This is a genomic window from Chryseobacterium indologenes, assembly GCA_016025055.1.
GTDB lineage: Bacteria > Bacteroidota > Bacteroidia > Flavobacteriales > Weeksellaceae > Chryseobacterium > Chryseobacterium indologenes.
On record CP065590.1, the window covers coordinates 2,107,548 to 2,121,679 of the forward strand.

Genomic DNA, 14,132 nt, shown 5'->3' on the forward strand with positions numbered 1-14,132 from the left:
CTGTACAGTGATCGCTGTGCTTTGTCGTTGCTTTCTTACATCCATTAGCGTCATCATTATTCCAATGAGCTAATGGTAGCAAAACTGAATACATCTCAACTTCATAAAGTTGTTTTCACCGTATGTGTGTTAACTTCACAATTCCTGTTTTCCCAAACCGGCAAAAAAGACAGCATTAAAGGAAAAACCATTAAGGCGGTCAATATTTACAAAAAAACTACAAAGAGATTCTTCCGGCACAAACCTTACAGGGAGAAGAACTGGAAAGACTTAACAGTCATTCTGTAGCTGATGCTTTACGGTATTTCTCAGGTGTCCAGATCAAAGATTATGGAGGAATGGGTGGTTTGAAAACCATTAATATCCGAAGTATGGGAAGCCAGCACGTCGGTGTTTTTTATGATGGGATTCAGTTGGGGAATGCCCAGAATGGGTTGGTGGATCTTGGAAGGTATTCTCTGGATGATCTGGAAGAAATTTCTTTATATAACGGGCAGAAAAGTGAAATCTTCCAGCCTGCAAAAGATTTCGGCTCATCGGGATCTATTTATTTGCAACCGAAGACTCCCGTATTTACGGGAAACAGGAAGACCAACCTCGTGATAAGGGCCAAAAGTGCTTCTATAGATTTATTTAATCCTTCCTTTCGTTTAGAGCAAAAGATTTCACGAAGAATTTCTGCCAGTTTTAGTGGTGAATTCATGCAGAGTGACGGTATTTACAAATATCATTATGGCCGGAAATATCCCAATGGACAGGTTGCTAATGATACTATTGCCAAAAGACAGGATTCTGATATCAAAGCCAAACGTTTTGAAACTTCTGTCAACGGAACTTTAAATAACGGAAGCTGGAATGTACGTGGTTACGGATATATTTCAAATCGCGGAATGCCCGCTTCTATTGTTAATAACAGGTTTGGAGCCAGAGGAGCCAGAATATCTGACGAAAATTATTTTGTACAGGCTCATGTAAGAAAAAAGGTATTTCCAAAGTTTGAAACACAGTTAAAAGCAAAATTTGCTTATGATTATACCCGCTTTCTGGATACCATAAAATCAGAATACCTTAAACCTTCGGATAATGTTTATATCCAGAGAGAAGTCTATGTTTCTTCCTCAAACCTTTACTCTATCAACTCCAATTGGGATGTCAGCCTGAGTGGCGATTTCCAGTATAACAATCTGGATGCTGAAGGTCTGAATGACTTTTCTTTCCCTACCCGCTACACCTCATTGGTTGCGTTAGCCACTACATTTCAGTGGAACAGGTTTAAATTTATGGGAAGCCTGTTAGGTACATTTACTTTTGAAGAAGTAAAACGAAATAAAAGACCTGATGACAGAAGTGAATGGACACCTGCTGTTTTTATGAGCTACCAGCCGGCCGCTGTTCCGGAGCTTACCCTCAGAGCATTTTATAAAAGGATTTTCAGACTTCCCACATTTAATGATTTGTATTATACCAGTATCGGAAATACTTACCTTAAGCCGGAATTTACCAACCAGTATGATATTGGGTTTACGTACCAGAAAAAATATGATCATTCTTTCTTCAAAGCTTTCTATGCGAAAGTAGACGGATATTACAACAAAGTAGAAGATAAAATTATCGCAGCCCCCAATGGAAGTATGTTCCGTTGGTTGATGATGAACCTGGGACTCGTGGAGATTGTTGGTGCCGATGTCAACGTACAGGCAGAAATGATTCTGGGGAAGGTGAAGCTTAAACCATTGCTTGCCTACACCTATCAGAGGGCAAAGGATATTACCAATCCCGGAGATCAGTTTACCCCTGGAGATAGTTTCTATGGCGATCAGATTCCTTATACGCCATGGCACAGCGGATCTTTTACCATGATGGCAGATTATAAAAGCTGGAGTTTTAATTATAGTACAATCTATGTAGGTAAGAGATATGATGTGAATCAGGACAATATCCCTTACAATTATGTTCAGCCTTGGTATACCCATGATTTATCGGTTCAGAAAAAATTTAATTGGGCAGATCACCAGTTTAAAGTAAGCTTTGAGATGAATAATATATTCAACCAGTATTATGATGTAGTGATCAATTATCCGATGCCGGGAAGAAATTTTAAACTCATTCTAAATTTCACATTATGAAAAAACTAAATTCTCTTCTTCTTTTTCTTGTATTTATAATGCTTGTCTCGTGCCGTACCGATGAAATAGTGATTCCTATGGAAGTTGTAGACGGGCTTGCTCCTCCTGAAAATACAGCGATCAAAGGGTTTTATGTTTTGAATGAGGGCAATATGGGAAGCAATAAATGTACCCTGGATTTTTTTGACTATACTAAAGGAACTTACTTTCGGAATATCTATGCGGAAATCAATCCGAATGTCGTAAAGGAATTAGGAGACGTAGGGAATGATATTAAAATTTATGGCAGTAAACTATACGTGGTAGTGAATGTTTCCAACAAAATTGAAGTGCTGGATGCTAAAACCGCCAGACGTATAAAATCTATTCAGCTGCAAAACTGCAGATATTTAATCTTTAAAGATGGAAAAGCGTACGCAAGCAGTTATGCCGGCCCGGTTGATATTAATCCCCTGGCTCCAAAAGGGAAAGTGGTGGAAATTGATACTGCCTCCCTTGCCGTGCAACGTGAAGTAACGGTAGGATATCAGCCTGAAGAGATGGAAATCGTAGGAAACAAGCTCTTCGTGGCCAACTCCGGTGGATATATGGTGCCCAATTACGATAAAACCATTTCCGTGATCGATCTCAATACATTTACAGAAACAAAAAAGATAGATGTTGCGATCAATCTTCATCGCCTTAAAAAAGACAATTACGGCGATTTGTATGTGAGTTCACGAGGAGACTATTATAATGTTCCTTCCAATTTATATCTTATTGATGCTGCCACAGGGACAATCAAAAAGAATTTTCACATGGCAGTAAGTGAAATGACTATTGTTAATGATAAACTTTATTTCTATGGGAATGAATTCAATTACAATACCCATTCCTACAAAAAAACATTTGGAATAATCGACGTAAAAACTGAGCAGATCATATCCAACAAAATTATGGATAAGGAGTATGAAAACATTATTAAAACACCTTACGGAATTACAGTAAACCCAATCACAGAAGATATCTATATAACCGATGCCCGAAACTACGTATCGATGGGCTTTGTATACTGTTTTGATAAAAACGGACATTTCAAATGGAAAACAGAAGGCGGAAATATCCCTGCCCATTTCGCTTTTTTATATAAATAATGAAACTGACAGACATGAATAAAAAAACTATTAATTATGTAACATTCGGATTTCTATCCCTCCTTTTTGCAGGAATGATTGCCTCATGTAAACATGATGACGATGAGGTGATTACTCCCACAGATCCTGTCGTAGAACCCTTTAAAGGACTGGATTCCGTGTATACAATTGAACGTTTCAGAGTACTGACTATTCCTACTCAGCTTTCAGAAAAACTTACCTGGAGTATTAATGATTCTGTCATCTCCGAAAAATCAGAGCTGGAATTCATCAGTGCCGGTACTGCTACCTATCCTTTGACATTAAAGATTGGAAACAACGCAGATGCTAAAGTTTATCATTCAAAGATTAAAGTGACCAAAGAGACAGGAACCTTAAGCAGATACATCTCTAAGGTCTTTGATTTCCGCCCTGCTGTAGGACAGTTCATGAATGAAATCCCGGAATATGATCAGGGCAATACCGCATCAGATATGATCAAGAAAGCGAATGCTTCTCTTGTAGGCTCCAATTCTACCATGATCAGCCTTGGTGGTTTCGGAGGCTATGTGGTGTTTGGCTTTGATCACACCATTCCTAACCTTGAAGGAAGAGATTTTAAAATTCTTGGAAATGCCTTTTTTGGAAATGCAGCCAATGATCCCCGCTCAGGAAACTGTGAGCCGGGAATTATCATGGTAGCCTACGACAAAAACAAAAACGGAAAGCCTGATGATAACGAATGGTATGAAATTGCCGGAAGTGAGTATTTTAAAAATACCACTGTAAAAGAGTACAGCATTACCTATATGAAGCCCAATGAAAACAAAACCCCCGTGGCGGGAAGTGAAGACTGGCAGGCTGATGTGGAATATATTAAATGGACAGATAATCTTGGAAATACCGGATTCAGAACCAGAAATGTTTTCCATTCACAAAGCTATTATCCATTATGGTTTACAGATGCTTCCTATGGATTTACCGGAACAAGGCTTAAAGATAATTTTTATGACCAAAGTGGAAACGGAACTTATTGGGTAGGAAAGTCCTACGAATTCGGATACGCAGATAATGCCCCGAACAACGATGAGGCATCTAATATTGATATCTCCTGGGCTGTAGACAAAAACGGAAAATACGTAAAACTTCCGGGAATTGATTTTGTGAAAGTATATACAGGTATCAATCAGGAGGCCGGATGGCTGGGTGAAGTATCTACAGAAGTGGCTGGCGCCTACGACCTGCGTCTCAAATAAAAACAATCAGAATATTTTTAAATTAATAAATAATGAAAAAGTTTTACCTTTTTACCGTACTTTTTCTGTTTGCATTTTTTACCAATGCCCAGATAACAGTACAGGGAGTACCCAGAAATGATCTTTCAGGGAATACTCAGCTCAACACGACCAATACGACAAGCACCTTAAGCTTTTCTGATATCCAATATTGGGTAGGAACAGGTTCCAATCAGGCAGCTTTTGTTGTACAATGGAACGATAGCAAAATCCCTGATGCCTTGGTATGGGGTTTTAGATGGGACGGCAATGCTACAGGAGAAGATATGCTGAAGGCTATTGCAAAGGCAGATCGTAGATTTTTTACCTTATTGTATCAGGGAACACAGTTCGGAACAGCAGTAGGAGGACTTGGATTTGACCTTGACGGGCAAAACTCAAATGCCCTGATTAAAAGCGGAAATACGACTTACCCTTTGTATCCGCTGAATGGAATTGTAAACACAACGGCTTATGATTTTGATGACTATACAGCACAAGATACTAATGATCACTGGGGTTCTGGATGGTACAACGGTTTCTGGTCGTATTACGTTAAAAACCCTGCAGATGCTGATTTCGGATTTTCAGGAGTAGGAGCGACCTCAAGAATATTACAAAACGGTTCGTGGGATGTATGGAACTATAGCCCCATGTCAGGATCATTCCCGATTTCTTCAACATTGACACCGGTTTCTCCGTATTTAACCTCTACAGATTTTACCAATGGTTTCTTCATGGTCAATGAAGAATGGTATGGGCATACCAATGGTTCTGTTAATTTTATTAGTAATAACGGACCGGTTAATTACCGTGTTTATAGTGAAGTAAACAATAATCACGCTTTTGGGGCAACTACTCAGTATGGAACCATCTATGGTGACAAATTCTATTTCGTATCCAAACAGGCTGCTGATGGAGGAGATTCTCAATATACACCGGGAGGCAGATTGGTTGTTGCCAATGCACAGACAATGCAAAAAATTGCGACATTCAATACTATTGGAACAGGAGATGGCAGATCATTTCTTGGAGTGAATCAGCATAAAGGGTACATTGGTGCCTCTAATGGAATCTATTTATTTGACATTGATAATATGCAGGTCGGAAATATGATTGCCGGAACAGGCGGGGGAAGCCAGTATGCAGGACAAATCGGTAATATGATTCGCACCTCACACTATGTTTTTGCCGTGAAGCAAACAGCCGGAATTTTAGTAATAGATCCGAATACTGATACCGTGGTGAACACTATCGCAGGAGCATTCAGTTCCATTGTTCAGGCAAAAGATGGAAGTATCTGGGCCATCCAGAACCAAAAGTTAGCCAATATTAATCCCGCTACCCTTATAGTGCAGTATTATAATATTCCGACATCGAAATATTCCGATTCATGGGGAGCCTGGAATGCAGGAAGCTTTACAGCAAGTAATAGCGAGAATACCTTATATTGGATCAAAGCCGGAACAGGGTTTAATGCCGGAAACCAAATTGTGAAATTTGATGTTACAACTAAAGCATTCAATGAGAATTTTATTACCCTTCCGGGGCAGTCCGGCAACTTTAAACAAATTCCTTACGGAGCAGCACTTCGTGTTAATCCTGCAACAGGTAACCTTATCCTGAATACGACAGAAAGCGGATATGGTGCTCACTTTTTAAAGAACTGGATTCACACATTTGATGCCAGCGGAAATCTTATCAACACCAAAATATTGAATGATTATTATTGGTTCCCTTCGTTAGCCGTATTTCCGGATAATTCTGCACCAACTGTTAGTAATACATTCCCGGCACAGGTTACGGCAGCTAACGTTACAAGCATTGATCTTAAAACAATGGTTTCTGATGAAGATAGTTTCGGGGCTTCTATTGTAAAAACGGTAAAGTCAAACAATAACCCTTCCGTAGTTTCTGCCGAGATTAATGCTGATGAAGAATTAGTAATAACACCACTGGCAACAGGATTTGCAGAAGTAGTGATCAGTTTCAATTCAAATGGTAAAGTTGTTGAAAGAACCCTTGCCATCAATAGCCTTGGTTCTACTTTAGCAACTACGGAGGTAAAGAAACTTGAATTTGAAATTTATCCCAATCCGGTAACAGATGTTTTATATATTAAAACTCAGGAAAAAATAGGTAACGTATCTGTATATGATGCATCAGGTAAATTGATGAATACACAGTTCAGTAATGGACAGGTAAACGTTAGGATGTTGCCGAAAGGATTGTATATTTTAAAAGCAACAACTGATAAAGCAATATACCAGCAAAAACTTATGAAAAAATAATTTTTAGCATAGCTATTTTGTTTCATTGAACCGGCCATTTATGGGCCGGTTTTTTTTTCAAAGCTGGTAAAATAACAAACCCCGATCATCAAAAGATAGATGTAATTTTTTCGCCTTAATTTGTAAATTGACTAATACGTATGTTAAACGCCGGATGAATAAAAGCCTTTTTGTGTACTTGATGCTTGGCTTTTAAAATAATAACTGGAATTTTTATTGAATTTTTTGATAATTGCTTATTGTTGTAAAATTGCATTTTAATGAATTGATTTATAGATTCTTATAATTTTGATGTAGTAGGCATGTATAGCCTTAAGTGGACTTTTTTGAAATTTGAGGTATGCGTGTTGTATGTTTATAGTCGCAACGGAATAGTTGAAAATATATTTTTGCCGGAAAGTTAAACAAAATGACGAGTAAAAAATATTATTTACTATTAGTGCTTTATGCGAACATTATTTTTTCCCAGGTTGGGATAGGTACGGCAAATCCAAGGGGTGCTCTGGATATCAACAGAGAAACAACCAATACAATGGGGTTGGTTCTCCCCACCAATTCCAGTCCCGATAATATGGTTAATCCAATGGGAGGAGGTATAGCCATCGGTACCATTATGTATGATTCTACTTTAAGTTGTGTGAGGGTGTATAAATCTTCAGGATGGTCCAATTGTCTGTGTGACCAATGCGGAACGGCCGGCTTTACCCTCGATTGTTCCAGTGGAGCCCTGACGGGAGATTTTAGAGCCAATACGAATAGTACAGGGACAAAAGTGATTAATTATACCAATGCCACCGGGCAATCCTATAATGCTCTTTCGATTCCATCGACAGGAGTGACGGGACTTACTGCTACAGCACCCGCAGCAACCTTAGCCAATGGAAACGGAAGTATAACCCTTACCATTAACGGTACACCGTCCTCTTCAGGGTCTGCGAGCTTTATGATCAGTATTGCCGGGCAGTCGTGTACATTTACTATAACAGTTCAGGCTGCTTTAAGAACAGTGAGGATATTAAGCTTTATACCAGATACCTGGAATGCCAATTTATCAAATGGTTCCTATTCTAACATAGCGAGGTTGAAATTAAACAATCCGGCTAATTTCGGACCTAATGGAACAGTAAAAGTGACTAATTTCTCATACAATACCATTAATGTAAGTACTGCTACTGCGGAGGAGATAGGAACCGCTATAGATAATGCAGATATTATATGGATTGGATATGTTGCAACAGGTTATTTGCCGCCAAATTCTGATAAAAGACAAATGATCACACAGAAAATAAATGATAAAAAGAAATTTTTCTTTATTGGTAATGATAATTACAATGGCACCTATTTTCCTGCCAAAACCACATTTGCAGGCAATACCTACGATTATTATGGATTTGGAACAACCCAGATATCTGTAATGGGTGGCGGGCCGGCTAATGGTATTTTTGGAACTATTCCGACAGGCCAGACGATACAGCAAACCCGTGCCGTAGGTAAGCTTACCGAGTTTGCAGGATCTGCTTTTCTTTCAAATCCTGATGGATCTGTAAATGCTGTTGCTGGAGATAACTATGTAACGGTAGGCGATACTAACTGGTATACAGCATATGAATCGACGGATGGCTTTTATAATGGAACATCGAGCTGTACCGAAAATAACTCTTCTATCTTGTTCTGTAATATATTTGAAAAAGCAGTACAATATGTATTATCAAATTAAAAGTTGAGATCCATTTAAAAAAACACATCATCATATTTACAATATTTCTGAAAAGAATATTGGATCAAATTATTTCAGACCGTTTCATAAGATTGAAACGGTTTTTTTGTAATAAATAATGCGCATTATAGATGGGTGGAACGCGGTCTGTATATTTTATATTATTTAGAATAGCCTCTGTATCTTATTATATACATTCGGTAAGTAAGTCTATAACCTTATTTGAATATAGAAATGATGATTATGGCTTTTTGAAGTATGATAGATTAAGTTTATTCAATCAAAATTAAAAAATGTTTTAAAATTTTATGTTTCTAAACGCGAATTTATTCATGCGAAATTTTTAAAAGGTATAAGCGCTATCTCCCGTGTATATTGGCCCTGTAGAGCGAATGTAGAGTTTGAGGAGCACTCTCGGTAAAATGATTGATGTATTTATGATGTATATAGATCCTTGGAAGAAAAGAAAACTATAAGATATTTTTGCGGCAAACAGAAACAAATGAAAAATAGAAAAAATTATGTATTACCGATGATATTCTTCGTAAATATCTTGTTCTCTCAAGTAGGTATAGGTACGGCCAATCCCAGAGGTGCTTTAGACATTAATAAAGAAACCACCAATAGTATGGGATTGGTACTACCTACCAATGAAGATCCTAAAAATATGATCAATCCAAAAGGAGGAAATGTAGCAATTGGAACAATAATGTATGATTCTACATTGAGCTGTGTCCGGGTATACAAATCTTCAGGTTGGTCAAACTGTTTGTGTGATCAGTGCGGTCCTACACCAGGCTTTACCTTAGACTGTACAGGCGGCGCTCTTTCCGGAACCTACACATCCGGCGCAATGAGCAGCGGATCAAAAACGATCAATTATACCAATGCAAACGGACAGGCATATAATGCTGTTTCAGCAGCTTCATCAGGGGTATCCGGGCTTACAGCCACAGCACCTGCAGGTACACTGGCTAATGGTAGTGGAAGTATATCACTGGCAATCTCCGGAACTCCCTCTGCCTCCGGAATGGCTTATTTCACTATAAATATTGCAGGACAATCTTGTGGCTTTTCCGTCAATGTAAACTCCGGAGTAATTCCTAGAAGGACCATATTATCTCTGGGCGGAGGTATTTATACCCCTAGTCCTACAGGTACAACTGCGCCGACAACAATATTACAGTCTGCGGCAAATTTCGGACCTACCGGAACAGTGCCGTCTCAAGGATTTGATATCAAATCTATGGGAACAGGTAGCGGAGATCTTGCTGTTAATATTGCAATTCATAATCCCTATATGATTATTATGACATGGGATTATACATGTAATGATGCAGATGCCGTAGCGTTAAAAAATTATCTGGATAAAGGAGGCCGGGCGATGATCTTTCTCCAGCAGGCTCAGCCGACTCAGGCTTTGAACCAGATATTTGGAGCACCTACCGTTGTCACGCCTGCCACAGGAACCAGCTACATCAAAACCATTGCTAATATCAATCACCCCGTTCTTAATGGTCCGTTTGGAGATGTAAGAGGAAAGCTTGTAGGTGATGATAATGATGATTCGAGTTCATATACAAATTCTAATCTTAACAGTTCCAATGCGGATATTTTATCTACTAAAAACGGACTTGTGGTTGGATTTGTTCATAAAACTTACAAATTATTCTTCTGGGGCGACGGAGGCTTCCCTCTGGGAGCTGTTAATAACACTTCAACGGGTTCTTATCCGGCAGGTGTGGATGCAGCAGGAAGACCAATTCCAAAAACCAATTTCGGGTCAGGACCAGGCGCAGGAAGTACGGTTTACAACAGCATCCTGTATGCTAATGCTGTTGCTTGGCTGATGCAGTAATTTTTAAATTTTAATTTTAGCATTTAAAAATAGATTTGAATTAATTTTATGGGAGGTAGACAAAAAATCTACCTCTTTTTTAAAGAGGTAAATAGTCATTGCAACAATCATTTTCTGGAAAATAACTGATGGATTTTAGCTGATTAAGGAAAAAAACGGCAGGCTTGAAAAGCCTGCCGTTTGAATTGATAAGATTTGTTATTTACTTGATCATAATTTTTTTTGGAATACGTTTTCCCTTCTTTTGTTGTAAGGGTCATAATATACATTCCCTGGGCTTGTTTAGCCTCAAATGTATTAGATGTTAACTTGGAACGATACACTTCTTTTCCTGAAGTATTCGTTAAAGTAACTTCTGCTCCCTCTACAGGAAGTTTTTTATCAAGAGTAATCTGTCCGTTATCATTGTGCGCAGCAAAATTGATATACGGATCATTATATTGATATGCATAATACAGCCTAAGTGCACCATTAACACTTAGTAATCCACCGTTAAGGTTTACTTTAATTCTGTCAAAAGGTTTGTTCATGGTAAGTTCAAGCTCTCCTTTGCTTGGATCCGTACCTCCCAGTTTAATAGCGTCATTGTTGAGGTTTTGATAATCCCCGTTCGATACATCCCCATTGAATGTTTCGATGGAAATTCCGCTTATCAACTGTGCGGAAAGCATTACCTGATCAGTACCAAAACCCAGCACAAACTTATTCGTTCCCATAGCAATATTTGTTGCTGGGAAAATCAGGGTTTGTTCAGTTCTTGCGAGTAACCCTACAGAAACCTGTAGTGTAGAATAATCGCTTTCATTACTTCCCACAGCATTTTGTGGGTTTAGTACACCGCATCCGAGGCAGATCCCTACCACCTGATTTGTTTGACTGCTTGCGTAGATTTTAGTAATCTGTGCAAAAGACATTGTGCTTGCAAAAAACAAGAATGAAGCCATTAAAGCCGCTTTAATAGTGCGTTGGCTAAGTAATAAATGAGTTTTCATATATATAAAAATTTGAGTTTTATAGTTTTTACTAATTTACACATAAAATGATTATGTTGTATAATTTATTTCATAATTATGTGATTTGTTAATAATTTGTTCTTATATGGGATTGTTATTTGCTTTTATTTTACGTGGTATACGCCATTCTTTCTTATATAGGTAAAAAGAAATACGGCAGACTAAATAGCCTGCCGTACATGAGTTGAAAAACAATTATTTATTTAATCATAATTTTTCGCGAATACATTTTTCCTTCTTTGGTTTTGAGTGTCATAATATATATACCTTCAGATTGCCTTGAATCAAATGTTTTTGATCTGAGTGTGTTACGGTATACTTCTTTTCCGGATGTATTAACCAGGCTTACTTCAGCTCCGTCCACAGCGATATTGCCATCAAGGGTAATCTGCCCGTTTTGACTATGTGCCATTAATGAATTCAGCGGATCCTGATAAGCATAATAAATCCTGAATCCACCTCCAAGGCTGAGTACTCCTCCTGAAAGACCAATTCTGATCCCATCGTATGGTTTTGAAGGTTTAAATTCTATTGTTCCTCTGTTGGGAGTGGCTCCTAGTTTTAGCAAACTTACATCTACCGTTCTTCGGTCATTATTGGATGAACCTCCGTTCATCGTTTCCAGCGATACACCGCTTAGTAATTGTACAGATAAAGGAATATTATCTGTTCCGATTCCTACAACAAGCCTTGTATCTGATCGTAGATCCGGAAAAACTAAAGTTTGTTGTACGCCACCCAGTAATGCTGTGCCCAATACCATAGTAGAGTAGTTGTCTTCATTATCGCCTACTGCATTTTCCGGATTATCTACACGGCAGCCTAAACATGCCACTCCGAAAACTCCGGAACTTTGAGCATGGGCATAAATACGATTTTGAGCAGAAACCAACGTTTGAGATGAAAAGAGTAGTAAGGCAACAAATGCCGTTTGTAAAGAGATTCTCTCCTTCAAAAGTAAATTAAATTTCATGTTGTTAATTTTTTGATGAATAGTTCCCTCAAAGTTAATGATTAATAAGAACAGTAGGAAATAATATTTCCTTTTTTGGTGATTTTTACGATGCCTTTTGTTAGATTTAATAATTTGTTCAAAAAAGTGAAGTCTTTTATTTAAAACTTAGGAACCAATAAGGATCTGTTCCGCAATTCCTTATTGATGAGACAGACAGAAAAGAGAAGCCATCCTAAATAATCCACAGGAATAGTGAAAACTTTGCTTTACATTTCAATGATATAGGTATAAATATTCCCGCTTTTTTAGCTTTTGAGACTGATCCGACAATAGCTGTTGTAGTGTTTGATCAGTTGTTGAACTGAACCAAAATGTTTCTAATAGAATAGAAAGAAATAAAACAAAAAGAGGCTGTCTCAAAAGTGAGATAGCCTTTTTTTATGGTTACAAAAAAAAGGAAAGCAAAAGCTTTCCGAATAGTTGCAAATTGATTAATTTGCTGTGTGTTAACTAAGTCAAAGATAGTCTTTAAAAGATTATAATCCCAAGCAAAATTTTCTTTTTCCTCCGAATTTATCGGAACTGATAGACCATAATCATCCTGTACGAACAGTTTCCGCAGTGATAGACGGACTGGATATCAGCAATTTAATTCGTAATTACAAACCTGGTGGAAATTCCGTGTATCATCCTAAAATGCTTTTGAAAGTATTGGTATATGGCTATTTGTGCAATATCTATTCAAGCAGAAAGCTGGAACAAGCTCTTAAGGAAAACGTCCACTTTATGTGGCTTAGTGCTATGAACCGGCCCGATCATAATACACTGAACCGTTTCAGAAGTGAAAGGTTAAAAGGTGAGCTCAAAGATATATTTGCACAAATTGTAGTGTATTTGGAAAAAGAAGGTTTGGTAAGTTTACAGACTATTTTTACAGATGGAACCAAAATAGAAGCCAATGCTAATCGATATATATTTGTATGGGGAAAGGCTATCAAAAAGAATGAAGAACGTATAGAATCCCAGCTTGAAGAGCTGTGGAACTATACCCAGGAAATAGCCAAAGAAAATTACCGCCTGGCAAGTGAGTAAGAGTTCCGAAATCATGAACGAAATATGCAAGGAAAGGGAACTGTTGAGTACTAAATTTTTCGCATTGGCTGATCAGGAAATTGGAGATAAAAATATTGACCTAAGAGCTGTATCTGCATTAGTGGTTGCAGGCGTTTATAACCTTGTTTTGCATGCGAAATCTACCGATTCATGTTTTTGTGATATTGATATCAATAAACTGGAAGGTTTTGAAAGAATCAAAACCGTTATAAGCACTATTATTAAGAAAACCTATAGTGGCACATGAAATATGGTTGACAAGTGATCTGCAGCATGGTTTCGCTAATCCATGCTTTTCAGTTATTTAAATTCCACACGCTATATTGCGCTTTTCAAATAATTGCAATCGAGTCGTTCCCTATTTACCTCTGCCTTAAATCATTGATTAATATTTCAATTATTTATCACTGCAAGTCAAATGTAGCGGTCGGTAATCGATTGAATTTTATACGGTTATGACCTTTTGGTGTACTCTAAATGTTTAAAATAAATATTTAATACTACTTTTCACTGTTATGTGAAAAATAGTATTATATTTGGAATACATTTAAAATGCTGACTATGAGAATTAAAGAAACAGACTCTAATTCTGATACATCTACAGGTTTCAATCATGCACGGATTTCCCGTTCGATAGTCTTTTTCTTTACGGAACCATATTTGCCGCATGGGC

General features: G+C 37.8%; 9 protein-coding genes and 1 pseudogene. 8 read left to right on the top strand and 2 right to left on the bottom strand.

What is annotated here, in order from left to right:
* Positions 1–72 precede the first annotated feature (72 nt).
* The 6 genes and pseudogenes from H3Z85_09485 (at position 73) to H3Z85_09510 (ending at position 10,378) form a co-directional block, all read left to right on the top strand.
* Positions 73–2,126: pseudogene (locus tag H3Z85_09485) on the top strand (TonB-dependent receptor).
* Positions 2,123–3,259 carry a YncE family protein gene (locus H3Z85_09490; protein ID QPQ53529.1) on the top strand — a complete coding sequence of 379 codons (1,137 nt, stop codon included), beginning with the start codon at positions 2,123–2,125 and terminating at the stop codon, positions 3,257–3,259. Before H3Z85_09485 ends, H3Z85_09490 begins: the two are co-directional and overlap by 4 nt.
* 14 nt (positions 3,260–3,273) lie before the next feature.
* Positions 3,274–4,494, top strand: a complete 1,221-nt coding sequence (locus tag H3Z85_09495; GenBank protein QPQ53870.1) for a cell surface protein — start codon at positions 3,274–3,276, stop codon at positions 4,492–4,494.
* 32 nt (positions 4,495–4,526) lie between these two features.
* On the top strand, positions 4,527–6,803 hold the full coding sequence (locus H3Z85_09500; protein QPQ53530.1) for a DUF5074 domain-containing protein: 2,277 nt from the start codon (positions 4,527–4,529) through the stop codon (positions 6,801–6,803).
* Between the two features lie 409 nt (positions 6,804–7,212).
* Positions 7,213–8,520 carry a hypothetical protein gene (locus tag H3Z85_09505; GenBank protein ID QPQ53531.1) on the top strand — a complete coding sequence of 436 codons (1,308 nt, stop codon included), beginning with the start codon at positions 7,213–7,215 and terminating at the stop codon, positions 8,518–8,520.
* A 502-nt stretch (positions 8,521–9,022) separates the two neighbouring features.
* Entirely contained in the window at positions 9,023–10,378 is a 1,356-nt protein-coding gene (locus H3Z85_09510) for a hypothetical protein (GenBank protein ID QPQ53532.1), read from the top strand.
* A gap of 143 nt (positions 10,379–10,521) precedes the next feature.
* Here H3Z85_09510 and H3Z85_09515 read toward each other — a convergent pair whose 3' ends face one another.
* Complete coding sequence (locus tag H3Z85_09515) at positions 10,522–11,370, bottom strand: T9SS type A sorting domain-containing protein (protein ID QPQ53533.1); 849 nt, start codon at positions 11,368–11,370, stop codon at positions 10,522–10,524.
* A 220-nt stretch (positions 11,371–11,590) separates the two neighbouring features.
* Positions 11,591–12,364, bottom strand: a complete 774-nt coding sequence (locus tag H3Z85_09520) for a T9SS type A sorting domain-containing protein (GenBank protein QPQ53534.1) — start codon at positions 12,362–12,364, stop codon at positions 11,591–11,593.
* A 603-nt stretch (positions 12,365–12,967) separates the two neighbouring features.
* Between H3Z85_09520 and H3Z85_09525 the strand changes: the two genes are divergently transcribed.
* The gene (locus H3Z85_09525) at positions 12,968–13,438 is read left to right on the top strand and encodes a transposase (protein QPQ53535.1); all 471 of its coding nucleotides are present in this window, start codon (positions 12,968–12,970) and stop codon (positions 13,436–13,438) included.
* A gap of 13 nt (positions 13,439–13,451) precedes the next feature.
* Positions 13,452–13,706, top strand: coding sequence for a hypothetical protein (locus tag H3Z85_09530; protein QPQ53536.1), 255 nt, complete (start codon positions 13,452–13,454; stop codon positions 13,704–13,706).
* Positions 13,707–14,132: the final 426 nt, after the last annotated feature.

What these genes read in the sequence shown, in the direction of transcription:
- H3Z85_09490 (QPQ53529.1), top strand. Translation starts at nt 2,123, where the DNA reads ATGAAAAAACTAAATTCTCTTCTTCTTTTTCTTGTATTTATAATGCTT.
- H3Z85_09495 (QPQ53870.1), top strand. Translation starts at nt 3,274, where the DNA reads ATGAATAAAAAAACTATTAATTATGTAACATTCGGATTTCTATCCCTC.
- H3Z85_09500 (QPQ53530.1), top strand. Translation starts at nt 4,527, where the DNA reads ATGAAAAAGTTTTACCTTTTTACCGTACTTTTTCTGTTTGCATTTTTT.
- H3Z85_09505 (QPQ53531.1), top strand. Translation starts at nt 7,213, where the DNA reads ATGACGAGTAAAAAATATTATTTACTATTAGTGCTTTATGCGAACATT.
- H3Z85_09510 (QPQ53532.1), top strand. Translation starts at nt 9,023, where the DNA reads ATGAAAAATAGAAAAAATTATGTATTACCGATGATATTCTTCGTAAAT.
- H3Z85_09515 (QPQ53533.1), bottom strand. Translation starts at nt 11,370, where the DNA reads ATGAAAACTCATTTATTACTTAGCCAACGCACTATTAAAGCGGCTTTA.
- H3Z85_09520 (QPQ53534.1), bottom strand. Translation starts at nt 12,364, where the DNA reads ATGAAATTTAATTTACTTTTGAAGGAGAGAATCTCTTTACAAACGGCA.
- H3Z85_09530 (QPQ53536.1), top strand. Translation starts at nt 13,452, where the DNA reads ATGAACGAAATATGCAAGGAAAGGGAACTGTTGAGTACTAAATTTTTC.